The organism is Candidatus Accumulibacter propinquus, assembly GCF_056856495.1.
On sequence record NZ_JBSEHC010000002.1, the window covers coordinates 440,256 to 464,775 of the forward strand.

At 65.5% G+C, this 24,520-nt stretch carries 14 protein-coding genes; 10 read left to right on the top strand and 4 right to left on the bottom strand.

The features are described 5' to 3' along the window. Window position 1 precedes the first annotated feature (1 nt). From AC15MQ_RS04535 to AC15MQ_RS04555, 5 genes are all read left to right on the top strand, one after another. Window positions 2–1,108, top strand: a complete 1,107-nt coding sequence (locus AC15MQ_RS04535; RefSeq protein ID WP_483079447.1) for an SCO family protein — start codon at window positions 2–4, stop codon at window positions 1,106–1,108. A gap of 115 nt (window positions 1,109–1,223) precedes the next feature. Then, window positions 1,224–2,477, top strand: a complete 1,254-nt coding sequence (locus AC15MQ_RS04540; protein ID WP_332337375.1) for an ISL3 family transposase — start codon at window positions 1,224–1,226, stop codon at window positions 2,475–2,477. Between the two features lie 121 nt (window positions 2,478–2,598). Continuing rightward, entirely contained in the window at window positions 2,599–3,588 is a 990-nt protein-coding gene (locus AC15MQ_RS04545; protein WP_483079448.1) for a CoA transferase subunit A, read from the top strand. Beyond that, the gene (locus tag AC15MQ_RS04550; protein WP_483079449.1) at window positions 3,585–4,370 is read left to right on the top strand and encodes a CoA-transferase subunit beta; all 786 of its coding nucleotides are present in this window, start codon (window positions 3,585–3,587) and stop codon (window positions 4,368–4,370) included. The genes AC15MQ_RS04545 and AC15MQ_RS04550 overlap by 4 nt, the downstream gene beginning before the upstream one ends. Window positions 4,371–4,629: 259 nt before the next feature. Further along, window positions 4,630–5,823, top strand: coding sequence for a trans-sulfuration enzyme family protein (locus AC15MQ_RS04555; RefSeq protein WP_483079450.1), 1,194 nt, complete (start codon window positions 4,630–4,632; stop codon window positions 5,821–5,823). Window positions 5,824–5,835: 12 nt separating this feature from the next. On the opposite strand, the gene AC15MQ_RS04560 is transcribed toward AC15MQ_RS04555, so the two are convergent. Further along, window positions 5,836–6,396 carry a phasin family protein gene (locus AC15MQ_RS04560; RefSeq protein WP_287668838.1) on the bottom strand — a complete coding sequence of 187 codons (561 nt, stop codon included), beginning with the start codon at window positions 6,394–6,396 and terminating at the stop codon, window positions 5,836–5,838. Between the two features lie 379 nt (window positions 6,397–6,775). On the opposite strand from AC15MQ_RS04560, the gene AC15MQ_RS04565 reads away from it, so the two are divergent. From AC15MQ_RS04565 to AC15MQ_RS04585, 5 genes are all read left to right on the top strand, one after another. Further along, window positions 6,776–7,624 (top strand): SIR2 family protein, encoded by an 849-nt coding sequence (locus AC15MQ_RS04565; RefSeq protein ID WP_483079451.1) that lies wholly within the window; start codon window positions 6,776–6,778, stop codon window positions 7,622–7,624. A gap of 146 nt (window positions 7,625–7,770) precedes the next feature. Further along, window positions 7,771–7,998 (top strand): hypothetical protein, encoded by a 228-nt coding sequence (locus AC15MQ_RS04570; RefSeq protein ID WP_287651665.1) that lies wholly within the window; start codon window positions 7,771–7,773, stop codon window positions 7,996–7,998. Then, window positions 7,998–8,228 carry a hypothetical protein gene (locus tag AC15MQ_RS04575; protein WP_483079452.1) on the top strand — a complete coding sequence of 77 codons (231 nt, stop codon included), beginning with the start codon at window positions 7,998–8,000 and terminating at the stop codon, window positions 8,226–8,228. The genes AC15MQ_RS04570 and AC15MQ_RS04575 overlap by 1 nt, the downstream gene beginning before the upstream one ends. Then, window positions 8,200–8,508 carry a hypothetical protein gene (locus AC15MQ_RS04580; protein ID WP_483079453.1) on the top strand — a complete coding sequence of 103 codons (309 nt, stop codon included), beginning with the start codon at window positions 8,200–8,202 and terminating at the stop codon, window positions 8,506–8,508. The genes AC15MQ_RS04575 and AC15MQ_RS04580 overlap by 29 nt, the downstream gene beginning before the upstream one ends. Window positions 8,509–8,514: 6 nt before the next feature. After that, window positions 8,515–8,715, top strand: a complete 201-nt coding sequence (locus tag AC15MQ_RS04585; RefSeq protein WP_483079454.1) for a hypothetical protein — start codon at window positions 8,515–8,517, stop codon at window positions 8,713–8,715. 54 nt (window positions 8,716–8,769) lie between these two features. Here the strand turns inward: AC15MQ_RS04585 and cysC are convergent, their stop codons facing one another. The 3 genes from cysC to AC15MQ_RS04600 all read right to left on the bottom strand — a co-directional run bounded on the left by cysC (window position 8,770) and on the right by AC15MQ_RS04600 (window position 24,465). Next, window positions 8,770–9,378: an adenylyl-sulfate kinase gene (gene cysC, locus AC15MQ_RS04590; RefSeq protein WP_483079455.1), complete on the bottom strand. Its 609-nt coding sequence runs from the start codon at window positions 9,376–9,378 to the stop codon at window positions 8,770–8,772. Window positions 9,379–9,456: 78 nt separating this feature from the next. Beyond that, window positions 9,457–10,587, bottom strand: a complete 1,131-nt coding sequence (locus AC15MQ_RS04595) for a TIGR03032 family protein (RefSeq protein ID WP_483079456.1) — start codon at window positions 10,585–10,587, stop codon at window positions 9,457–9,459. 39 nt (window positions 10,588–10,626) lie between these two features. Further along, window positions 10,627–24,465: an FG-GAP-like repeat-containing protein gene (locus AC15MQ_RS04600; RefSeq protein WP_483079457.1), complete on the bottom strand. Its 13,839-nt coding sequence runs from the start codon at window positions 24,463–24,465 to the stop codon at window positions 10,627–10,629. Between the last annotated feature and the right edge of the window lie 55 nt (window positions 24,466–24,520).

A 24,520-nucleotide genomic window follows, 5' to 3' on the forward strand; every position in this document is an offset into this window, starting at 1 on the left:
CATGCGGCGTCGCGCATGGGGGTCATCTTTCGCGGCTTGGCTGCGACTCGGCAGCGGTCTGGCACTCGGCCTGGTGGTCGGCGTGGCGCATGCGGTGCTGTTCGAGCGCAGCGTCGACGACCTGCAGCGCGAGATACGGGTGGCCGGCGCGGAGGGCAAGCAACTGGCGGTCGTGCTGTCCCTCCCGGATTGCCCGGGTTGCCTGGAAATGGAGAAAACCGTCTATCGCGACACGCACACGCAGCGGGCGATCGAGCGCCGCTTCCGAACCGTTCATCTGGATCTCGCCAGTACCGAGCCGATCATCGATGTCAAGGGGAGGGCCACGACCGCCACTGATCTGGCGAAGGGCCTGCGCGCCTTCGGCACGCCATCGTTCGTCTTTTTTGCCGTGGATGGCAGTCTTCTCTACCGATATTCGGGCACGCTCGACAGGGCCGGTTTGCGCCGGCTTGCCGACTACGTCGTGCGGGCCAAGTACGAGACGGTCCCTTTCGCTTCCCGGGACGCCACGCGCGGCAAGACTGCTGACCGCCCGAGCGCGACGCTGCATGCCTCGCCGCCAGCCGGCAATCTGCCGCTCTACCCGGAGTTGGCGTTGTCGGCGAGCGATGGACGGGAGCGACGTCTGGCGGATTTCCGTGGTCAGGTGGTTGCCCTGTCGGTTGGCTACACGCAATGCCCCGATGTCTGCCCGACGACGCTGCTGGTGCTGAAGGGCGCGGTCGAGGCCCTTTCGGCGGCGCAGCGCCAGCGAGTCCAGGTGCTCTTCGCCACCCTCGATCCTGATCGTGATGCACTGGCGATGCTCAAGGAATACGTTGCCGCTTTCGCCCCGGCGGGCGGACGCCCGGTCATCGGGCTGCGCGGCAACGCCGAGGCGACGGCAAGACTGATCAGCCAACTGCAACTGGTGGCCGAAAAGCGGCCCGCGGGGGACGCTGGCTATACCCTCGACCATACCGCCGGCGTATTCCTGTTCGATGGCGGCGGTCGACTGCGAGGAGTCGCTCCATTTGGGGATCTATGTCGTTTCGTGTGGAACGGGCGGTGGCCTTGTGGTTTTGAGGGGGCGGCGATGTCAAGGGCGGACGAAGTCCGGGCGTAGCCGAACCCTTGACATCGCCGCCCCCTCGCTTACGCTTCCTCCGGGCCGAGGGAGGCAGCCTGCCGCACTCGGCATGGAGGACAATAGCGGCCTTCCTTCTCTCGACCGGTTCCCCATGATTGAAACGCTGTTCACCCAGGCTCTGGGTCTTGTCGCTCCTTGGCAAGTGGATCAAGTGATCTTTACACCCGAAGCGGGGCGGATTGACTTCCAGGTGACGTTCAGCGCAGCAGTTCATGCCTGTCCGGCCTGTCGAACGGCGGCGCAGCCACTGCACGACCGCTTGGCGCGCTCGTGGCGTCATCTGGATTTTTTCCAGTATGAAGCTCATCTGCATGCCGCCGTGCCGCGCGTGGCCTGTGCCGTCTGCGACAAGGTGACACAGATTCCCGTGCCTTGGGCACGGGAAGGGAGTCGCTTCACCCTGCTGTTCGAAGCCTTGACGCTGATGCTGGCACCGACCATGTCGGTATTGGCGGCCGGCCGGCTGCTGCGTGTCCGCAGTCGCAGACTGTGGCGCGTGATCGAGCATCATGTGAACAAAGCGCGCGCCAAGGAAAGCCATGCCGAGGTTCGCGCCATTGGTGTTGATGAAACCGCCAGTAAGCGCGGCCAGACGTACATCACTGTTTTCCATGATCTAGACAAGCCGCGCCTGCTGTTTGCCACGCCTGGCCGGGATAAGGCCACGCTGGGGATGTTCGCCACCGACCTCACCGAGCATGGCGGCCAACCGAGCGCGATTACGCATGTCAGTATGGACATGAGTGGATCCTTTCAGGCCGGCGCCGCCGAACACTTTCCCGAAGCCGAGGTCTGCTTCGACAGATTTCACGTGGTCGCCCTGGGCAGCACGGCCCTGGACGAGGTGCGCCGTGCGGAGGTCAAAAGCGAACCTGAACTCAAAGGCACCCGCTGGAGCCTGCACAAGAAACCCGCCGACTGGACCATCAAGCAAACCCAGACCATGCACTGGTTGCAGCGCTCCAACCTCAAAACCGCACGTGCCTGGCGCATCAAGGAAGCGTTGCGCGCGATCTATGCCACGGCCAAGACACCTGACGAGGCCAAGCCCCTGTTGAAGCGCTGGCTCAGTTGGGCCTGTCGTTGCCGACTGGAACCCTTCAAGCGCCTCGGCAGGACCATTACCAAGCACCTTCCTGGCGTACTCAACGGCTTCGAATCCGGCAAACACAACGGCCGTGTCGAAGCAATGAATAGAGCTCTTCAGGAGGCACGTGCCCGCGCCCGCGGCTATCGCCGCGTCGACAACTTCATCGCCATGGCCTACCTCATCGCCGGGAAACTCATCCATTTGCCCGTATCTCCCTTCGTCCCTTTCAGGCCCGTTCCACACGAAACGACCTAAACCCCCATTTGGCCAGAGCGCCGCCGAGTTGCAGAGCGACCTGGCCATACTGCTGGCTGAATCTGCCGGCGGGCAGGCAGCAGCGCAGCGGTTTTCCCGGGCCAATTGAAGAGAAGCGACCATGTCCACCAAAGTGATTACCCTGGCCGAAGCGGTCCGTCGATACACCTGGGATGGCATGCAGTACGCCAGTGGCGCGGCGCTGCCGGTCGGCTCGGATGCCATCGCCTTCGGGCGGGAACTGTTGCGCCAGAAGCGCCGCGATCTGCACGCCGTCTTTCACGCCAACACCCAGCAACTCAACCTGCTCGCTGCGGCCGGTGCCGTGGCCCGAGCCGAGTGTGGCTTCAGCGGGCTGGAGGGCTTCGGCTTTGCCAACGGCCTGCGGCGGGCAGTCGAGCAGGGCCGGCTGGTGCTTGAGGATTACTCCAATCTGGGCATGACACTGCGTCTGCTGGGTGGCGCGCTGAACTGGCCGTTCGTTCCGGCGACAGTCAATATCGGCTCGGATCTTCAAGACCGGCGCGCGTTCGAGCCGGGTATTCACCCCAACCGGAACAAGATACCGGCGGTGACCGATCCCTTCTCGGGCAGGCAGATCGGTGCCTTCTCGCCACTGCGTCCGGATCTGGCGGCGATCCACGTGACGCTCGCCGATAGCGATGGCAACGCGATCATGCTCGGTACCGAGTGGAGCCGCTTCGAACTGTCGCGGGCGGCGAAGCGGGTCGTCTTGCTGGCCGATGCGCTGGTGCACACCGACTGCATGCGCCAGTATCCAAACCTGGTGCGGATCCCCGGCATCATCGTCGAGGCCGTCGTGTACTGGCCCTTCGCCGCCTGGCCGCAAGCTTCGCCGGGCATGTACGACGTTGACGAAGCACACATGAAGGACATGAACGAGGCCCTCGGCAGCGAGCAGGGCGCGGCCGCCTACGTTCGCGACTACGTTGATAGCTACGCCGACCTCGATGGCTACCTCGAACGCATCGGCGCCGGGAAGCGGGCCGAGTTGTCGAACGGGGCGACTGCCTTCCTGCTTGACCCCTACCGGCGCTGGCTGCTGCCGCACGCCGAGGCGCAGGCCCTGAGTACGGGAGGTGACGCATGAGCAGCGCTTACAGTCGCCAGGAGATGATGGCCATCGCCACCGGCCGCGAGATCAGAGATGGCGAACTTGCCATCTTCGGTGTTGGCCTGTCGATGCTCGCCGGCTACTTCGCGCAGGCATGTCATGCCCCCGGGGTGCGGGCGATGACCGAAGGCGGGGTGTATGGCGCGACGCCCGTCGGCGGCCTGCCCTGGGGAATCGAATGCAATCGTCTGGCGGTCAATGCCGTGAGTTTCACCAGTGCGCTCGACGCTCTCGGTTGCCTGGTGGCGTCCGGTCGCTGCGACGTCGGCATCATCGGCGCGGCGCAGGTCGATCGCTTCGGCAACGTCAACACCACCGGTATCTGGGATGGCCCGATCGGCGAAAGCTATCGCCCGCCGAAGACTCGCCTGACCGGCGCCGGCGGCGCCAACGACATCGCCTGCGGTGCCAAGCGCTACCTGATCATGGTCAGCCACGAGCCGAAACGCTTCGTGGATCGGGTTACCTATATTTCTTCACCGGGATATCTCGACGGCGGCGACGCCAGGGAGCGGGTGGGTTTTGTCGGCGGCGGCCCTTCGGCAATCATCACCACCCTGGGCATCCTGCGGCCCGATCCGCAGAGTCGTGAATTCCAGCTCGACGCCTACTTCCCGTTTTCCGGGGTCGACGAGATTCTCGCCAACACCGGCTGGAACCTGCAGGTGTCGGCCGGGGTGCGTGTCGTTCCTGAACCGACCTTGCAGGAGCTGGCAGCCCTGCGCCGTGTGGACCAAACGGGCATGCTGCGCCGGTAAGAAGTTGGGCGGTGTCGGCGACGAAGCACGGTTCCCGGCCAGAATCCGCGTCGGTCGGCGAGTTGATCCGACCAGGAGATCCTCCCTGTCCCGGCCCGCACGACGAAATCCGGCCGCGCCCCCGGCACCGTCGTGTCACAATTCCGGGAAATCTCGGTCGCCTCTCCCGTCGCCGGCAGCACCGCCAATCGGCTTTGTTTACGGGCCTGCTGCACCGCTTCGACGCCCCCTATCAACCCATCGCAGAAAAGGCATGCACATGCACCACCTACCACGCTCCGGGCAAGGCCATGGCTTTGCCACCCGGGTCATCCACGCCGGGCAATCGCCCGACCCCAGCACCGGCGCCGTCATCCCGCCGATCTATGCCACTTCGACCTATGTCCAGCAAAGCCCTGGTGTTCACAAGGGACTGGACTACGGACGCTCGCACAACCCCACCCGCTGGGCCTTCGAGCGCTGCATCGCCGATCTCGAATCCGGGGCGCAGGCCTTCGCATTCGCCTCCGGACTGGCGGCGATCGCCACCGTCCTGGAAACACTCGATAGCGGCGCGCACGTGATCGCCGGCGACGACCTCTACGGTGGTACCTACCGCCTGCTGGAAGGGGTGCGCCGGCGCACCGCCGGGCTCGCGGCCACTTTCGTCGACCTCGCCGATTCCGAAACGCTGGCCGCTGCCGTGCGCCCGGATACCCGCATGCTGCTTGTCGAAACGCCGACCAACCCGCTGCTGAAACTGGCCGACCTCGAAGCCCTCGCGGCCTTCTGTCGGCGGCACGAACTCATCTCGGTGGTCGACAACACCTTTGCCACGCCATGGATCCAGCGCCCGCTGGAACTTGGATTCGACATCGTCCTGCACTCGACGACCAAGTACATCAACGGCCACTCCGACGTCATCGGTGGCGTCGCGGTCGTCAGCGGCGAAGCCCGCAATGCGGCGTTGCGCGAGCGGCTCGCCTTTCTGCAGAATGCCGTCGGTGCGATCAGCGGACCTTTCGACTGCTTCCTGGCGCTGCGTGGCGTCAAGACGCTCGATCTGCGCATGCAGCGGCATTGTGAAAATGCCCAGGAACTGGCCGCCTGGCTGGAACGGCAGCCGCGAGTGCGCCGCGTGATCTACCCCGGTCTCGCCTCACACCCGCAACACCAGTTGGCCAGACGGCAGATGCGCGCCTTCGGCGGCATGATTGCTTTCGAACTCGCTGCCGATCTTGCCGGTACCCGTTGCTTCCTCGAAGCGACCGAAGTGATCACCCTTGCCGAGAGCCTTGGCGGCGTCGAAAGCCTGATCGAACATCCGGCGATCATGACACACGCGACAATCCCGCCGGAGCAACGCGCCCAACTCGGCATCAGCGATTCACTGGTTCGCCTGTCCGTCGGCATCGAGGATGTCTCTGACCTCAGAAGCGACCTCGAAAACGCTCTCGGCAGGCTTCCCGACTAGCCGTGCGGTCGGTCAGTTGTTGGCGTTTGCTGAATTGCCTGGGGGAGTAGCGGCGCCAGCGGCTCGGGCGGTGGCATCAGCCACCGCCGCGGCACTGGCTTCGGTGATCTCGACCAGTGGTTCGGCTACACGTTGGGCGGCATCGAATGCCGAACTGGTCGCGGCGATAGCCGACTTCACCATCACCGCGGCAAGCTCTGAGCCCACCGGAGACGACTTGGCCATCCGGTCGAGGAAAGTGCTCATCGATTGGCTGAAATCGGACTGTTGGGCGTCGCCGGTGGTGACCAGTTGTTCCTGCGTATCAGCGGAGATTTCGTAGCAGCGGCGCCAATACCAGAGCGTCTTCTCCAGAAAAGGCTGGCTCAGCGCGGCATTGAGCGACAGCACCTCGTTCAGGTCGCTGGCTTCGCTGAGCGCCTTGCTGTGGGTCAGTGCATCGCACAGCAAGGAGCGAGCCGCCTGCAGGTTAAGGCTCAGCAAACGCTCCGTACCGTCGAGAGTGGTATTGGCCAGGGACGCGAACGCGTCGAGGTGACTGGCGTCGATCATTTTATCGTGCGAAGGGGGCATGGCAGGTTCCAGTCGTTCTGGTGAGTTGATCCCGTCATTCCTGAAGCCGCGTCCTGGATGACCGTCTTCCACCGGAATGGCTGCGCTGATGCGTCAGGCAAGATTACGCCTTTCCCTGCTCCTGGCCAACGGATTTTTTTGTCCACCGCATCGTCTCCCATTTCCGGAACGGCGGCAGCGGCGGCTGCGACCGACGCATTCCGGTCGCCTTCGCCGTGCTGGCCAGCAACACCTCGCAAGGCCGGCAGGAGAGCGTGATGGCGTTTGTCGCAAAGCCGACAACGGCAAGGGCTGCGGGTGGTGCTACCCCGCAGGCACGAGTCTGCAGGGCAGGCGCATTTCTTGCGTGGACCTTGTGAATCCACTCGGAGTACGCACAATGATTCCCAGCGACCTTTTCGATCAATGGCAGTCCGGCCTTGCCGACGGCAGCATCGTTCCTTATCTCGGGCCGGGCGTGCTTGCCGACGTACACTCGGAACTCGATGGTCGAAGTATTCCCGCCACCAGTGAGCAACTGATCCTGGCCATGAACGGCGGGCGCCCGATGGCACCGAAGCTGATGTACGAGTTTCCGCGCGCGGCGATGAACGTCGAACTCAAGCGCGGCCGCAGCGCAGTGACACGCTTTCTCGACAGCACCTACGGCGACACGCGCTGGACGCGCGCGGCGGTGCACGACTGGCTCGCGAAAATCCGGCCGCCGTATGTGATCGACATCAACCGCGACACGCAACTGCTCGATTCCTATGCCGGGATCCCACATCTGCTGGTCCTCGGTTGCGCTCGCCTCGGCGGTACCGACTATCGTTTCACCCTGCACGTCTCGGATGGTGCCAGTTACCGTGCCATCGCTCCGGAGCAGGCCGATGCCGGTTTGCCGGTGCTTTTCAAACCGATGGGTTGTCCCTTGCCGCAGCCCAGTTACATCGCTTCCGATGCCGACTACGTCGACTACATCACCGAACTGATGGGCGGCTTCGCGGTTCCCTCGTTCATCAAGGCGCGTCGTCGCGGCAAGCGGTATCTCCTGCTCGGCATGCGCCTGAATCGCGACACCGAGCGAATGGTCTTCTCGGACCTGATCCATGATGCCGCTGCAGACTTCGCCGGCTGGGCATTGATCGCCGAGGCAAACGACAAGGAGCGTCGCTTCTGCAAGCGGCTCGGCATCGCGATCGTTGACAGCGACGCGATGGCCCTGCTCGGCGCGGGCGTGCCGGGCTGAATCGATCTGGCCGTCAGTCAATTTGAATCCTATAATCGACGGCTCGTGGCGAAGGCATTAACCAGGCCAGTAACCATCCCCCGGCTCTGCCGGGGGATGGTTACTGGCCTGCGCAACGGGGATAGGGAAAGGTGAGGAGAGAAATCGTGCGTACCGTCGGCCACCGCAAAGAGCGTCCGATCAGCTTCTCGGCTTCCGCCGCCCTTTTGGCTGAGGGTGCTCGTTTCAACGATGAAATCCACCGCCTCCCGACCGGCAGGTCGACCTTCATTCCGAAAGGTGTCTTCCGGTTCAAGACCCATGCAGACGCCAATCGTCAGCAACTGGATTGTCTGGTGGAAGGCATGGCCGAAGCCGCCCTGGCGCGTCGCTGATGGAAGAGTACAGCCGACCGGCCACGCTGGCAGACCTCAAGACCCTGATTGGTTCTCTGAATCGGCACGGCGCCAAGTACCTCCTGATTGGCGGCTACGCGCTGTTTGCGCATGGCTACCATCGCGCCACCACGGACATCGACGTGCTGGTCCCCGCCACCCGGCAGGCCGGAGAATGCATCAAGGAGGCCCTGATGGTAGTTGCCGGACCAGTCCGCCCGGGATATTGACCCGGCCTGGTTCGAGGAAGGCGAAAACATCCGTGTGGCCGATGCCTTCGTGGTGGATATCCTGATCAACGCCTGCGGCGAGAGCTACGAGACGCTGGAGCAGTTTGCCGAGACGATTGATCTGGACGGCCTGCCCATCCGTACGATCAATCTCGAAGGGCTGCTGCGGACAAAACAGACCAGGCGGGACAAGGATGTGGCCGACCGCATCATCCTGGAGCGGGCGCTGGAGTTGCTCCGGAAACGTTCGTCAGACGGGACGGGCCCGCTGCGGGCATGAACCGCAATGCCGTCCGAGTTCCAGAACGTCGCGGGCCATCGGGCCACCTGTAGCCATGGACAGATGGTCGATGGGGGGCTGCTCTATCAGGACCTGATCAAGCGGGGTGATGCCCCCTGGATGGTGGCCGCTGCCCCGGTCCCGCCCAAATTGGCTCCGCTCAAGAACCTCGTCGCGGCCATTTTCCGGGTCGAACTTCAGGGGTGATCTGGGCGATCCCCGTGCCGTCGGCAGATCAGGAGGTGATAACCCAGTTGCCCATCAGGTTAAGGGAATCACGCCCCGCGCTTCAAGTAGGCCCAGAATCTTCGCCACACCCTCGTCTACGGTGCATGCACCCGTCTCGACAACCAGTTCCGGGCAATCGGGTGCTTCGTATGGTGACGAGATGCCGGTAAATGCCGGGATCTTGCCGGTACGCGCTCGCCTGTAGAGCCCCTTGACATCGCGCTGCTCGCAGATGAAGAGCGGACAATGGCAATGGATTTCGATGAAGCTCTCCGGCGGCACCAAGGAACGAACCCGTTCACGATCCTTGCGAAAGGGTGAAATGAAAGCGGTGAGTGTGATCACTCCCGCTTCCAGAAACAGCCTGGCCAGTTCGCCAACGCGGCGGATGTTTTCCGTTCGGTCGGCGTCCGAGAAAGCCAGATCGGCGCAAAGCCCGTGACGGACATTGTCGCCGTCGAGTACGAAGGTGCGACAGCCACGCCGATGCAGCGCTTCCTCTACGGCATGCGCGAGGGTCGACTTGCCGGCGCCAGAGAGCCCGGTGAACCAGACGATGACGCTCTGGTGTCGGTTGAGTCGTTCGCGCTGTTCGCGAGTGATCGCGGAGGGGTACCAGACGATATCGTTCGTGTGCTCCATGCGGCCCTTGTCGGAAAGGTCTACGCGGCAACAGTCGGTTTTCCTGGGAAGTGGTGGCGCGTCTCTGCGCGCGTGCTTTCATGAGGGTGGTACGACATAGAGGCCCTGGATGGTTTCCTGCTGGAAGCCGATGATCGCCGGCCAGCGGATGCCGGGCAGCACTTCCACCGCGAAGACTTCTTCGCAACCGGCCTCGAAGGCCATGAACCCGACCGCCGTGCCGCGGCGCAGGTCGACTACCCAGATGCCGCATTGCAGCGGCTCGCCGCTGGTCTCGATCGGCAGGCCACCGAATTCCGCCTTCTCGCGGATCTTCGAGAGGCCGACGAAGGCGTAGCCATCGTGCATTGCCAGGCCGCGCGTGTAACCGGGTAGCCGAACGACGGTCTCCCGCTGGCCGGTCTTCGGGTCGACGACCTCCAGTTCGCCTTGGCCCGAGTTCAGCACCCATAGCTTGCCGGCATGCCAGCGCGGCGAGTGCGGCATGGCGAAGCCGTCGGCGACGATTGCGTTAGTCGGTACATCGATCAGCACGCCGCCGTCCGCCTTGCCGGGCTGCCAGCCCCTCGGCGTGTCGCTGCGCCCGAGGGCGGTGACGAAGCGCGGCTGGCCGTCGACCATGGCCAGACCGTTGAGGTGGCAGCGGTCTTCGGCGGCGAGGGCGGAGACGAATGACGGACGCCAGCGCGGAACGAAGCTGTAGTCGGGGTGCAGGGTGCACAAGCATGAGAAGCGGGTGTTGACGACCCATAGCTCATTGGCCGGACTCCCCGGCGTAGCTTCGCCGCCGCCCGCTGGGGGCGGGTATCCCCAACTCATCTCGTGGCCGAGGATGTCGCCGGTGACGTGGCTTTGCCGAGGCGTGAAGCAGGCGTCGTGGGTGTTGGCAGGAGCGAGCTGGGCGGCGATGTCGCGGGCGTTGCGCAGGAACCAGACGGCGTTGCGGGTGCCCAGTGCGAGTGTGTCGTCCTTGCGCGCCAGGCCCATCGGGCGTTCAAAGGTGCGCAGCAGCGTGGACACCCGGCCCGCTCGCGCGCGCACGGTCATCAGCTTGCCGGCCTGGTACGTGGTCAGCAAGAGCGTGCTTTCGAGCTGCTCGAGGAGATCGGCGAAGCCGGGCGAGACGACGTAACGGAACGCGTTCGCCGGTTCGGCGTCGGCGACTGATGGTTGGTCGGTTGCGTTCGCGGGAACGGTCGGATGGGTCATGTGAGGATCCTGACGGGAGTGCGGTCAATGCGAGTGCAGTCAACAAATCGTTCGGTGTCCTGACAAGAGCCAGCGCAAACGGTTCAGCAGCACCGACGCTGAGGAGCCGTTCCCCGTGACGATGTCCAGATCGCCATCGCCGTCGACATCGCCCAGCGCCACCGAAAGTGCATCCGGCAAGGCGTATTCGACCCGCGCCGCGAAGCTTCCGTCGCCGTTGCCGAACAGCACCGACGCTGAGTTGTCGTTCCCCGTGACGATGTCCAGATCGCCATCGCCGTCGACATCGCCCAGCGCCACCGAATTTGTCCCACGTGGCAAGGCGTAATCGACCCACGCCGCGAAGCTGCCGTCGCCGTTGCCGAGCAACACCGACGCGGAGGAGGAGGAGGAGGAGACGATGTCCAGGTCGCCATCGCCGTCCACATCGCCCAGCGCCACCGAATTTGCCCCACGCGGCAAGTCGTAATCGACCCGCGCCGCGAAGCTGCCGTCGCCGTTGCCGAGCAACACCGAAACGGAGGAGGATGAGGAGGAGACGATGTCCAGGTCGCCATCGCCGTCGACATCGCTCAGCGCCACCGAATTTGTCACACGTGGCAAGGCATATTCGACCCGCGCCGCGAAGCTACCGTCGCCGTTGCCGAGCAACACCGACACGGAGGATGAGTAGGAGGATGTCATGGAGGATGCGACGATGTCCAGGTTGCCATCGCCGTCGACATCGCCCAGCGCCACCGAATTTGTCCCACGTGGCAAGGCGTATTCGACCCGCGCCGCGAAGCTGCCGTCGCCGTTGCCGAGCAACACCGACACGGAGGAGGAGTAGGATAAGTAGGAGGACGAGACGATGTCCAGGTCGCCATCGCCGTCGACATCGCCCAGTTCCACCGAATTTGCCCAACCCGGCAAGGCGTAATCGACCCGCGCCGCGAAGCTGCCGTCGCCGTTGCCGAGCAACACCGACGCGAAGGAGGAGGAGGAGTTGGAGGAGTAGGAGGGCGAGATGATGTCCAGGTCGCCATCGCCGTCGACATCGCCCAGCGCCACCGAAAATGCCTGACCTGGCAAGGCATAATCGACCCGCGCCGCGAAGCTGCCGTCGCCGTTGCCGAGCAACACCGACACGGAGGATGAGAAGGATGACGAGACGATGTCCAGGTCGCCATCGCCGTCCACATCGCCCAGCGCCACCGAATTTGCCCCACCTGGCAAGGCGTAATCGACCCGCGCCGCGAAGCTGCCATCGCCATTGCCGAGCAACACCGACGCGGAGGATGAGAAGGATGACGAGACGATGTCCAGGTCGCCATCGCCGTCCACATCGCCCAGCGCCACCGAATTTGCCCCACCTGGCAAGGCGTAATCGACCCGCGCCGCGAAGCTGCCATCGCCATTGCCGAGCAACACCGACGCGATGGAGGACGAGACGATGTCCAGGTCGCCATCGCCGTCGACATCGCCCAGCGCCACCGAATTTGCCTGACCCGACAAGGCGTAATCGACCCGCGCCGCGAAGCTGCCGTCGCCGTTGCCGAGCAACACCGACGCGAAGGAGGAGGAGTAGTCGGAGTAGTAGGAGTAGTAGGAGGACGAGACGATGTCCAGGTCGCCATCGCCGTCGACATCGCCCAGCGCCACCGAATTTGCCTGACCCGGCAAGGCGTAATCGACCCGCGCCGCGAAGCTGCCGTCGCCGTTGCCGAGCAACACCGACGCGGATGAGGAGTAGGAGTAGGAGGACGTGACGATGTCCAGGTCGCCATCGCCGTCGACATCGCCCAGCACCACCGAATTTGCCTCAAGCGGCAAGGCGTAATCGACCCGCGCCGCGAAGCTGCCGTCGCCGTTGCCGAGCAACACCGACGCGGAAGAGGAGTAGGAGTAGTAGGAGGAGGAGTAGGAGTAGGAGGACGTGACGATGTCCAGGTCGCCATCGCCGTCGACATCGCCCAGCACCACCGAATTTGCCCCATGCGGCAAGTCGTAATCGACCCGCGCCGCGAAGCTACCGTCGCCATTGCCGAGCAACACCGACGTGGAGGAGGAGTAGTTCGCCGTGACGATGTCCTGGTCGCCATCGCCGTCCAGGTCTCCGAGGACTGCAGAACGCGTGTCAGCCCCAGTCGGGTACAGGGTGCCGTCGAAGAGTCTTGGCACTGCGCGGAAAGCGGCGATCGTCGATTCGCCATCGGCCAGGCGGTTGCCTGCCCGATGGTCCTCTATCTGGTCGCCGGCGACGACGAGCCGATAACGGCCGCTAGTCAGGTGAGGCACTTGGAGCGTCACCGAACGGAAGCGCGCACCGATGGATACGGACAAAACGTCGATGCGCTCGCCGGCATCATCGAGCAGGAAGAAATTGCCGGGCACCAGGGTCTCCGGCCGCATCGGTTCGGAAAAACGCAGCGTGATGCGACCCAGGCCGAGGCCGTAAGCAGCGCCATCGGTGACACTGCTGTCGATGATCGTGGGCCGGACCGTATCCGGCGGCTCGATCAGCGGCACCGTGATCGAGCCGCCCAGCAGCTCGCTTTGCGGCAGCGTGAGGGTCAGCGGACCGGTGCCGGAGATCTCGCCACCGGTCATTTCCAGGAAACGGATGGTCGTCGGTGCTTCGATCGATAACCCGGCGCCGTCCGCCAGCGCGACGGTGAGGTCGTAGCTGCCGCTTGCCATCGCCAAACGGCCGGTCGATCCCAGGTCGATGCGCCCGCCGCCGGACGCACTCGCCGTGCTCTCGAAGCGCTGGCGCCCGGCCAGCGAGAGCATGGCCCCTTCGGCGATATGGAAAGCCCCGCTGCTACTGCCGGTGCCGGCGCCGGCGAGAGTCAGTGTGGCACCGGCGTGCACTTCAACCGTGCCGGCATTGACCAGGTCGACGGCGAGGGCGCTATCTGCGCGCACCTGAAGTAGACTCTGGTTCTCGAATCGGGGGCCGCTAGTCGGATTCGCTGGGTCGCCAATGCGTGCCTTGCCAGCGAATTCGAACGTGCCGAGGTTGTGAATGAGCGCGGCGCCACTCGGCTGGATCACCACCTCGCCGGTCGTGCCACGATCAACGACGATTGTTCCGTCGTTGCGGATCGTGCGCTCGGACAACGTCAGGTCTCCCAGCCGACCGGTGATGAGCAGGTCCGCTGCCGGAGCGACTCGGGTGGTGCCGCTGCCGGTCATCGCGCCGCCGTCCCAACGGTTGCCGTTTCCGGCAAGCGTGAGCGTACCCGCCCCGGCGAGAGTGCCGCCAGCCAGGGTGAACGTGCCGCTGATCGAAGAGTCGGCGGTAAGTTCAAGCGTTCCGCCGGAGATCTGCAGGTTGCCGTTCGCGGTCAGCGAGCGAATCGTCGTTGCGCCCGAACGATGGTTGATCAGCCCGCTGGGCGCCACGTCGATCACGACGTCATCGCCGGGGCCAGGTAATGCGCCGCTGCTCCAGTTCGCCGCGTCGTCCCAGAAACCGTAGCTGCTGCCGATCCATTCGACAGTGTGTGTTTCGCCGATCGTGAAGCCCGAGATGATGTCCGTCGCGCCGAGCGGGTTGCCGGCGCGATCGGTGATCGCCGAGGCGACAAGCCGAAGCTGGTAGGTGCCTTCGGCAAGCGGCGGATACGTGACCTGCAGTTCGACCCCGTTGCGCCGCAACTGGACATCCTGCGCGGCGATCACCGTTCCGGAGGTATCGCTCAGCACGACCGTCGAGGGGGTGACGGTTCCGGCGTCGATCGCCTCGGAGAATTCCAGCGTCAGGATGCGGAAGGCGGTTCCCTTGATCGCACCGTCAGGCGCGTTGCTGTCGACCAGCGCCGGGGCGACGGTATCGTGCACCAGTTGCAGGTTGATCGGGTCCGACAATCCGACGTTGCCGCCGGTGTCGACGGCACGAAGCCGAATGCTGACCGTGTCGTCGCTGCCCTTGAGCGTCGGCAGCACGACGCTGCCCGGCCATGGATACGACACATCGCTGATCGCGACCTGTCCGTCGACCAGCAGTTCGACGCGGGCGATCTGACTATCGTCTTCGACGGCGACATCCAGAGCGAGCGTCGTTCCTTCCAGCACCTGCGTTCCATCGGTTGCCGGATCGATGTCGGCGCCGGGGGCGCTGATGATCACGATCGGTGGCTTCCCTTCCGTATCGAAGGGCCGGTAATTGACGACAACCAGTCCGCTCGTCCCGCCGGCGATAAAGGCGAGCCCCGAGCCGACGGCGAGCGAATGTGCCGTAGAGGGAAGCCGGAAGCTGTTGATGAGCAGACCGGTCCGTGTCGGATCGCGCACATCGGCCACGCTCAGCACCGGCCTGGCTGCTGCACTCGTTCCCAGCGTCAGCGCGTCGCCCGATCCGGTGGCGACGATGGCATCCCCCACGATCCCCGTGCTGTCGACGCCACTCAGCAGCACCATGGCAGAGGGGTCAGAGACGTCGATCGTGACGAAGCCACCGGTCGCACCGCCCCCGACGTAGGCGATGCCGCCGCCGACAAACACCTTGCCGGAGCTCGTCGGCAGGTCGATGCCGCCAGCCCGTGTCATCATCGCGCCGCTGATGTCGACCGACACCAGACGCCCGGCCGCATCGACGGCGAACAGGACGCCACGGTCCGCTGCCAGGCCGACGATGTCACCGGCACCGGAGGGTATCGAATCCAGGCGCTCACCGGTCAACAGCTTGTAGGACTCGATCGTGTTGCCTACCGCGACGTAGGCGACGCCATCGACCACTTCGACCTGTCGGGCCGCCACGGGGATCGAGCGCGCCACCCTCGGTGCGTTCGAGTTCGAGACATCGACGACTTCGACCGACACGCCCGTCGCCACGGCGGCCAGGCCGAGCCGCGCGTCGAGCGCGACGCCGACGGCGTCGCCGGGCAACTCAAGCTGCCCGACGACGACCGGCTTCAGCATGTTGCGCGGATCGACGATTGACAGGCCGTAGGAGCCGGTGGCGACATACGCGAGCTGCCCGCTCGCGCCATCCGTGCGTCCCGCCAGAACCACTTCCTTCGCCTCGCCCTGCAGCCCGGTCACCGCGAGTACCCCGGCGGGCAGGCCGCGGCCGTCGAGCGGGTCGAGGCCCATGTCGACTTCGGCGAAGTCGTTTAGGCCATCGCGATCGGAGTCGGATTTCGCCGAGGAGGTACCGATGGCGAACTCGATGTCGTCGGGCAGGCCATCCCCGTCCCCGTCGGGTGCTGTACTGGGTTGGAAGACAAGGCCGGAAGCCAAGTCGGTACCAACATTCGAACTTGCTGTGGTGCCTGAACCATGAGCTATCAAACCGCTCTCTGGGTCGAACACAGATATCGAGTAAGGACTACTGGCAGGGAGGAAAAACTCGAACCGGCCGTCGGAGCCGCTCGTCGTGCGCAGCGCGTTGCCGCCAAGGCTTACTGCAACGAAGTCGCCACCCCAACCGAATCGCCAAGTGTCCTCAAATCCGGTGCCGACTGCGCTTATCCGTGTGAGCGGTTGATTGACGTCGTTTGATGAGACAGCGATCGTCGCGCTGGATAGGCCGACCTGCGACGGGTCGAAGCTGATGTCGAAGGAGAAGGTCTGGCCGAACTCCAGCATTATCGGGTTTGTTGTCAGGTCGGACGGTATGCCGAAGACAGCGAAGTCACCGAGGCCGTCGAGCAGTGACAGGTCGTTGATCTGGAGCGGTGTGGCACCGTCGTTTCGCAACGTGACGCGAGAGTTGGTGGAGCCTCCGTCAATCTCGAGGCTACCGAGGTTGTTCTGCTCGAAGTCGACCTTCAGGCTCGGGCCGGTCCCCTGGCCGAAGCCGTTCAGCGCGATCGCGCGCAGCGACTGAGGTGCATTGCTGGCCAGGGTGAGTGTGCCTGTCTGCGCGCCGACGCTGGTGGGGTCGAAACTCAGGCTGACGCTAATGCCCTCACCTGGGGCGATCACGGCATTGGCCGGCAGGCCGTTGAGCGTGAAGGCGGTATTGCCCAAACTTGCGTTGGCGATCGTCAGGTCCTGCGTGCCGTAATTGAAGACACGTAGCTGCCGGTTGGCCAGGTTGCCGCCGGCACCGTCGACTGGCTGAAGGCCGAAGCTAAGATCGTCGAACACGCCGGCGCCGTCGGTCAGGTCGAAGAGGGCCAATTGCGGGCCCGGGAATGTGATCTTGGGCACCTCGTCTTCTTCCATATCGCCGCCGCCGACGACGGCGAAACCGCCCTCGGTGACGATATTCGCGTAGTAGTAATCGATTGCCTTCGACGCCTGATTAGCGGTGTAGTACAGGTTGGTCGACATCAGCAGCGGGTTCTGCGTTAGATCCGTGAAGGTTAGGGCGCCATTCGACGACGGTGCGTCGCCTGCATGACCCATCATCAGGTCGGACTTGCCCGTGGCCCCGGTGGTCCTAATCACACCGCCGTCGAAGGTTTTGTAGGTGTGTGCCAAGCTCAGCGTGTGGCCGTATTCATGGGCGGCTGTGTCGGCCAGCATCTGGGTATAGGCGGCGAGGGCACCAGTGGGCTCGGCCGCCAGGTCCCAGAACTCCATGTGGGTGTCTGGATGCACGTTGACCACACCGTTGTAGGTGATGTTCATCGCGTTATCGAGCCGGAAGGTCGTCTCGGCCTTGCTGTAATTGGTGACATTGTTGATCACCGTCGATACCGTGTCGCCGGCGGCGGCGGTGAAGACATTGTCGACGCCACCCGCCGGCGACGAAGTGCCGTATAGCCCTGCCCTGGCGTTGCCGGCTTCGCTGTAGGTCGAGAACTTAATCGTGATCAGGTCACCGAACAGGCTGCTGGTGCCGGTCTGTAGGCCGGCGGCGTAGGGCGTGTAATGTGCGTACACCGCGTTGGCCACCGCAGTGGCGATGGCCGTGCGTTCGGCCGTGGTGTCGATCAGTGCGAGTTCGATCGCGCTGAGGTCCGGGTAGGACACGTTTGTGTCGGTCATTGTGGCGATCGAGGCCAGCGCCGACTCGATCGACGCGGTGTCGACCTTCATGTACTGGGTTGCTGCCACCTCGCCTCGTAGCTTGACCGTTCCGGCCAACGTATAATCGGCGTTGTTCCTGACCTCGAAGCTGTCGGTCGAGACGTGGCTGAAGATGCCGGTACTGATCGGATCGAACCAGAGCTCGTCATGTGCAATGGAATAGTCGAAGTCGCTGCCGCCGAGCAGGCCGCCGCTGATATAAATCTGCGGAATCGATGTCGGATTTGATCCGTAACGGAGCTCGACCGGGGCTGCCCGCAAGTTGCTGCCCCAGCCGTCGGCTACCACCTTGGTGAACGTGGTTTGGCCGTCGATGTGGTTGTCGTCGGTGGCGTCGACGTAGCGGGTGAGCAGGATCTCTTCCGTCGTGGTGTGGGTGCTGCCGTCGGGCCGACCAGTCACCACGTTGATCGTGACCGTGCTGCCGAACAGCACGTTCTTCTCGAAGTCCTTGATGCCGCGTGCAGACAGCTCGGCAAAGCTCTTGGCCACCATGTTCAGCGTGCGGCTCTGACCGGTGCCCGCTCGCAGCGTGAAACTGTCGCCGGCGATGTCGATATCGCCGGAATTCTTCATGAAGGCACCAAGCGGTCCGTCGACAGTGACGTTGACCTGAATGTAAGGCTGCGTCTGGCCAGGAAGATTAGGGGCTGGCTGAGGGCATCCGGTGGGTCCGGGCGGAGTTGGTGGCGTCCCGGGCAGAGGATCAGGCGCCATCCAAGTCATAACAGGAAAGTTGAAGCTGCCGCCTTCGTCCATGATAAGCTGAAGGGTCGAACGCTGCAGCGGGTCGACGGTGTCGTTGGGATGAGGAATGTGCGGCGGCAGCGGCGGTGTCGGCGCTGCGCCGCAGCTACCAGGTGGCGTCCACCCATGCCACCCCGGCGCGCGGATCCCCGAATCCGGATCCGACACCACCGTCAGCCCATCCGCCGACACTGTCCCGGTGCCGTTGATGACCAGCATGCCCGTCGTGTGGTCAAAGCTCAGTAGGCTGAGCTTCGTTCCGGGCGCCGCATTGAAGACGTTCGGAGAGGTGATCTGCACCGGCTCGGCGAACGCCGCGACGCCCGGCGCCTGGATTGTGATATCGAAGGTATGCTGCAACACCCCCGGCGGCAGCATGTCGCGCACAAGTTCCGGCGGCACCGTGCTGATGCCGATCTGCACGTTGTCAAGCACGTGGCCAGCTTCGCCGATCGCGCTGCCCGGATGCACGGTCAGCGTCAGCGCCGCGCGCTCCTGCACGGTGAGTTGAGGTGCCGAAGCGGCATCGGTCAGCGTGATCACCGTCGTTTCGGTGTCGCTGACTCGCTGCAGCGCGTTCGTCGGCACGCGCGGCAGGTAGACCTCCCGCCGATCGACGTTCGCCAGCCGCTCGTCGGTCGACCCCATGCCGCCCATCACCGTGTTCGCAACCCCCGGAAGCAGTTCGACATCCATCACCATTTCCGGGAAGAAAACGCCGGTCGGCGCATTCGTCGCCGTACGGCCATCGACCGCCACCTTCACCGTGCCGGCCGGCACGTCGGTCAGCTCGAAATTGCCGTTCTCGTCGGTATAGACGACATGGTCTTCCAGCCCGAGGAGATAGACCTTGGCATGCGCGATCGGCAGCAGGAAGACGTCGTCGGGCGTATGAATCACGCCGTCCGCCCCGCGGCGGATGTCGTCGAAGCTCATCGGCTCCAGATCCGGGCCCGGGTCGACCACCTTGCCGATCAGTGTCGTCCCGATCACCGCCGAACGGCTCACCGTCGTGAAGCGCTGCGTCAGCGTGCCGCCCGCCGTCCCGTCGGCGTCGGCGTCGAGGAAGCGGCCGTCGGCCGCGCCGCGAATCTTCGATCCGTCGACGTGCAAGGTCACCTGCGAAGCGCCTGGCATCGGATTGCTGAAGAATAGCCAGGCGAAGGTTCCGTCGTTGGCCGGAACGATCGTCGCCGCGAGCGTGCTGCCATCCGGCCCCGTGGCGAAGAACGAGTCTTCGGTCAGCGTCTCGACGTTCACCGCGCGCGAGAAGCGAACCTGCGGGCGCACGGTGACGCCGACCTCGTCGGAACCGTCGGTTGGCGTCAGGCTGGTCACCGTCAGCGATGCGAGCGCGTCGACCACGAGCGTGCGCGTCAGCGTCGCCGGGTTGCCGGCCGCATCGCGCGCGCTCAACACCAGCGTGTGATTGCCGACGTCGAGATCGTCATACGCCAGCGCTTCGTCGAATGCACCGTTACCGTCGAAGATCAGGCTGCGGCTGGTACCGCCGTCGATGCGATAGCTCAGTTGCGTCAGCGCGCTGCCGGTGGCATCGGCCGTGCCGGTCAGGCGGCTGGCGGCGCTCAGCGTGTCGTCGTCGGCGAGACTGGTCAGTGTCAGCGTCGGCGCCGTGGTGTCGAGCACGAAGCCGCGCGTCACACCCGCATTGCTGTTGCCGGCGGCGTCGCTGGCGACGATCGTGATCGTGTGCGCGCCGTCGGCGCTGCCGTCGGTCGCCAGCGCGGTGGTGATCGTGAAGCCGCCGGTCGCATCGAGGACGAGCGCCTGCAGCGCGCCGTCGTCGATCTGGAACTGTGCCGAGGCGACTCCGGAGAGGTTGTCGAGCACCTGCCCGGTCAGCGTGAGGTTGGCGTTGGTTGCCGCCGGCGTGTCGTCGAGCACGATCGCCGGCGCCTGCGTGTCGCTCGTCAGCGCGAAGCGCGCGAGCACGACTTCGGCGACCTGCGCGCCGAGTTCCTGGCCAGCCTGGTTGGTGAATTCGTAATGGATGCCGCCATAGATGCGGCTGCGGCCGGCCTCCTGTGCCGCCTGCGTGAAGCTCGAGAAGCTGCGCGTGACGCCGGGCAGCGTCGCGCTGGTGGTGCTGAAGGCGGTGGCGTCCCCGAAAGTCGCGGCGAGAATGCCCGCGGCGGCGGCACTGAATGTCGAGTGCCCCGAAACATACTCCGGATGCGGCGGCGTCAGCAACAGCGGGCGCCAGGCGGCATCGACGGTGGTCGCGTCGTTGTTGTCGAGGTCGGCGTTCTGGATCGCCGTCTCGGGGCGCCACAGCCCGTAACTGTACTTGGCGTCCCAGCAGGCGATCGCCGCGTCGGCAAGCGCAACGTTGAGTTGCGCGAACAGGCGCGCGTTGGCCGCGAGACTGTTGCCCTTGTTGCGCGCCACTTCCTCGGCAATCTGGTTCCAGTGGCCGGGCGGCGTATAGCTGCCCTTGCCGTCGGCCCAGAAGAGCGCCTGCACAGTCTGGTCGGCGCTGCGCTCGCTGCTGCTGGCGCTGCCGAGTCGTTTCACCTCCTCGACGGAGGCGGCGTACGCGGCGGTGTCCAGCGCCGGCGGAGCGGCCGGGCGGAACTGGTCGGGAGAAAGCAAGGCAAACGGCTGCACTGTTCCCCATTGTGGATCGTCGGCGACATCGAACATCGGGCCGGTCGGCCGCCACTGGCCGAGCGCCGTGCTGCCGTCGTAGGCGGCGAAGTCTTCCGCGCCGTCGTGGGCGCGCAGCGCGAGTACGGCGTCGGCGATGGCCAGGCCGAGCGCAATGCCCTGGTCCTTGGCTTCGCCGTCGACGATGGCGGCAAGATCGGCAGCGAGCGCGCTGTCGAACACCGCATGCTGCGCCGGGTAGGTCTGCGACAGCACGCGGTGCGCGGCGACCGCAACCGCGGCCGGCGCAGACACCGGACCACTGACCGAGCGGCTGACCAGGTACGCCGGCGTGCCCTCGATCGCGGCCAGCACGTCGTACTGCGCGAGGCTGACCATCGCCAGCGTGCGCGTGGCGACCGGCGGGTCGGTGACGTCGAGCTGTACGGCGCGTAGCGCGAGGTTGTTCCACTCGAGAACCTCGTCGGCCTGCACGGCGGCGGTGCGGGTGAGGGTGCGGACAAAGGTCGTCGTGTTGCCCGCCGCGTCGCTGGCGGTCAGCGTCAGTTCGTTGGCGCCGAGTGCAAGCGCGACGCCGGGCATGACGAAGGCGCCGCCAGCGCCGGCGACCACCTCGATGTCCTGCGCGGCGAGGCGGATCGCGGCGCCGGCTTCGGCGCTGCCCTTGAGCAGGACGGAGCCGGCGGAGGTTTCGTCGAGCGCGTCGTTCGTGGCGTCGCTGACGCCGAGGCCGAAGCCGGTGAAGGTGGGTGCGGCGGTATCGAGCGTGAAGTGGCGTTCGAGCACGTCCGATCGGTTGCCGGCGGCGTCTACCCCGACGAAACGCAGCGTATGCGCGCCGTCGGCTAGCGTGCCGCCAGCCAGCGCGTCGAGCGTGCTGCGAGTGAGGGTGAATGCACCGTCGCTCGCGAGCAGCGTCGTCAGGTCGGTGAATGGCGCATCATCGCTTGCCGGATCAAGTTGCACGAGCAGTTGCACGACGCCGACGTCGTCGCTGGCAGTGCCGGCAAAGCGCGCGTCGAAGGTGATTCGGTCACTGGCTGAGGCGCCGGTATCGGCGACCAGCGCCGCTGTCATCGTCGGCGCCGTCGTATCGGTGGGTAGCGCCAGCCGGGTGACGACGAGTGAGCCGTTTGTCTCGTTGCCCGCTGCATCGGCGAGAACGACCTGGAAGAGATGGTCGCCGACTGCCAGCGGCAGGTCGGCAAGGCGGAAGACACCCGTCGCGTCTGCCGTGGCGGACATGACCGGATCGAGCAGGCGCACCGACATCCCAGGCGCCGTCAGGCCGACAAGCGCGATCACTGAGGCATGTGTTTGCAGATCGCCGACGGCGCCGGTGTCGGAATCGGGATCGAGGTCCAGGAGCATGAGGGCCGGCGCTTCGGTGTCGATCGCCAGCGCCATCGTGGCCGTCTCGCCGACGTTGCCGGCCAGATCGGTGGCGGTAGCCCGGAAGACGTACGTTCCGTCGGCCAGCGTCGGCGACGTGAATTCGGCATCCGGCCCAGTCAGCCCGGTGCCGACCGGGGTGGTGTCGCGGAGCAGCACGATCTCGCTGCCGGCCTCGGCAGTCAGGGCCAGCGTCGGCGTCGCGTCGTTGGTGAGATTGTCGGTCGCGCTCGCGCCACTGTCGCTGGCCTCGACGAGATCGAGTGTCGGTGCAGCCGGTGCCTGGGTGTCGAGTGTGAAGGCGAGGTCGACGGGTACCGAGGCGTTGCCGGCGGCGTCAGCGGCGACCAGGAGGACGCGGTGGGCGCCGTCCGTCAGCGTGCCGCCGGCCAGCGTGTCGAGCAGCTCCGGCGTCAGCACGAAGCGGCCGTCGGGTTGCAGGGCGCTGCTCAGGTCGACGAAGCTTGGCGTGCCGGCGGGATCGAGTGCCGCCAGCAGGCGGGTCACGCCGGCGGCGTCGCTGGCCTGGCCGCTGATACTCGCGTCGCGGGTGATGCCGTCACTCGCCGAGACGCCGCTGTCGTTCACCAGCGCGGCGACGAGCGTCGGCGCGCTGCGGTCGGGCGGCGTGCTCGCCAGCTCGCTAAGGCTCGCCGGGCTGCGCAGGACGCCGTTGATGCGCACGCTGGCCGGGAAAGCCGGGGCGCTGATCTGGGTGTCGCCGGTCAGCCGGCCGCCGACCAGCAGTTCCTGCACGCGGTTCGTGCTCGTCCCGAGTTGCCGGTCGTCGCCGTCACGGTAGCGGCCATTGTTCGGGTCGACGCCGATGACGATCAGGCTGTCGTCGATGTTGCCGCTGACGCGCAGGCGGGCGAGCGTGCCGGCGCCGAAATGGTCGGCGGCGTCGCCGCTGCCGCCGATCACGGCGTCGCTGCCGAGGTTGGCGCCGATGCGCACGGTCATCGCCTTGAGGCTGCCGCCGACCTGCAGGAGCTGCAGTGCGCTGGCGGCGAACTGACCGGAGGCGTCGCCGCGGATGACGAGCTGCGTCAGCGGACTGCTGATGTTGGCGCGCCAGTCGGCACGCGTGCTCTCGCCGCTGATACTGTTGGCGCGACCGTTGATAGTCCACAGGCCGGCGATGGCGCCGCCGACCTGTGTCGCGCCGAGGACGAAACCACTCACCCCGCCGCCCGTCAGGCGCAGGTCGCCGAGGGCGTCACGGCTGACGTTGAGATTGGCGAGGCTGTTGCCCTCGAGACGGGCGCCGGCGGCGATGTCGCCGAGGTTCAGGCTGTTCACGGTGCCAAAGCGCGCGGCGCCGGTGAGGCTGGCGACCGGTGCGACGAGACTGCCGAGCGGGCTGTCGGCGTTGAGGCCGGTCAGCGTGATGCGGCCGTCGCCGCCGCTGCCGGCGAGTTCGATACGCGTACCGGCGTCGGTACCGCTGAGATTCAGGTCGTAGCCGGTGCCGTTCGGGGTGAGGCGGGCAAGCCCGGGGCCGGCAATTGTCAAGGTGAAGCGGGTGCCATCGGCATCGCTGAGGTCGAGTGACGGCACCGGGCTGCGACCGGGCAGTTGGCCGACGGCGAAATCGAGGGTCAGCGGCGAACTGGCGATCGACTGGTTGTTGGTCTCGTCGCTCTCGGCGATGGCGTTGTCGGGATCGACGACGCCGATCAGGGTGTAGCGCCCGGGTTGGCCGATCGCGCGCGCGTCGAGGCTGACGGTGATGGCGTTGCTGCCCGGGTTCAGACGGTCGGCGGCAATGTCGGTCTGGCCGACACGAGTGTCGCCCGCGTCGAGGAGGCTGTCGGCGGAGGCGTAGAACTGGATGCGCACCGGCTTGCCGAGTGGCTCGCTGTCGGGGCGATAGACGGTGAAGTGGGCGCTGATGGCGTCGCTGGGGACGGCCGAAGGGAAGGCGTCGTGGCTGAGACTACCGCCGACCAGATCCGCCGAAAGGAGGAGGCGTGGTTCGAGGAGTTCGCAGTGCAGGCCGGCACTCGACGCCGGCTGACTTGCCCAGCGTGCGCGGCGCTGCTGCAGCCAGCCGGTGAGCCAGCGATCGAGGCGGCGGAGAAGCGAGAAGAGCAGCGCGCTGATGCGCCGCCGGCCGTGGACTGTCTTGCGAAGCGGACTCATGCGGTGACTCCTCTGGGCTGCGGCCGGCAGCGACCGCGATTTTGCGATCTCGCGG

Bases quoted from the DNA above. Each gene is read 5' to 3' on its own strand.
- AC15MQ_RS04535 (WP_483079447.1), top strand. From the start codon at position 2: ATGCGGCGTCGCGCATGGGGGTCATCTTTCGCGGCTTGGCTGCGACTC.
- AC15MQ_RS04565 (WP_483079451.1), top strand. From the start codon at position 6,776: ATGATTCCCAGCGACCTTTTCGATCAATGGCAGTCCGGCCTTGCCGAC.
- AC15MQ_RS04600 (WP_483079457.1), bottom strand. From the start codon at position 24,465: ATGAGTCCGCTTCGCAAGACAGTCCACGGCCGGCGGCGCATCAGCGCG.
- cysC (WP_483079455.1), bottom strand. From the start codon at position 9,378: ATGGAGCACACGAACGATATCGTCTGGTACCCCTCCGCGATCACTCGC.
- AC15MQ_RS04560 (WP_287668838.1), bottom strand. From the start codon at position 6,396: ATGCCCCCTTCGCACGATAAAATGATCGACGCCAGTCACCTCGACGCG.
- AC15MQ_RS04550 (WP_483079449.1), top strand. From the start codon at position 3,585: ATGAGCAGCGCTTACAGTCGCCAGGAGATGATGGCCATCGCCACCGGC.
- AC15MQ_RS04545 (WP_483079448.1), top strand. From the start codon at position 2,599: ATGTCCACCAAAGTGATTACCCTGGCCGAAGCGGTCCGTCGATACACC.
- AC15MQ_RS04540 (WP_332337375.1), top strand. From the start codon at position 1,224: ATGATTGAAACGCTGTTCACCCAGGCTCTGGGTCTTGTCGCTCCTTGG.
- AC15MQ_RS04575 (WP_483079452.1), top strand. From the start codon at position 7,998: ATGGAAGAGTACAGCCGACCGGCCACGCTGGCAGACCTCAAGACCCTG.
- AC15MQ_RS04555 (WP_483079450.1), top strand. From the start codon at position 4,630: ATGCACCACCTACCACGCTCCGGGCAAGGCCATGGCTTTGCCACCCGG.
- AC15MQ_RS04595 (WP_483079456.1), bottom strand. From the start codon at position 10,587: ATGACCCATCCGACCGTTCCCGCGAACGCAACCGACCAACCATCAGTC.
- AC15MQ_RS04585 (WP_483079454.1), top strand. From the start codon at position 8,515: ATGCCGTCCGAGTTCCAGAACGTCGCGGGCCATCGGGCCACCTGTAGC.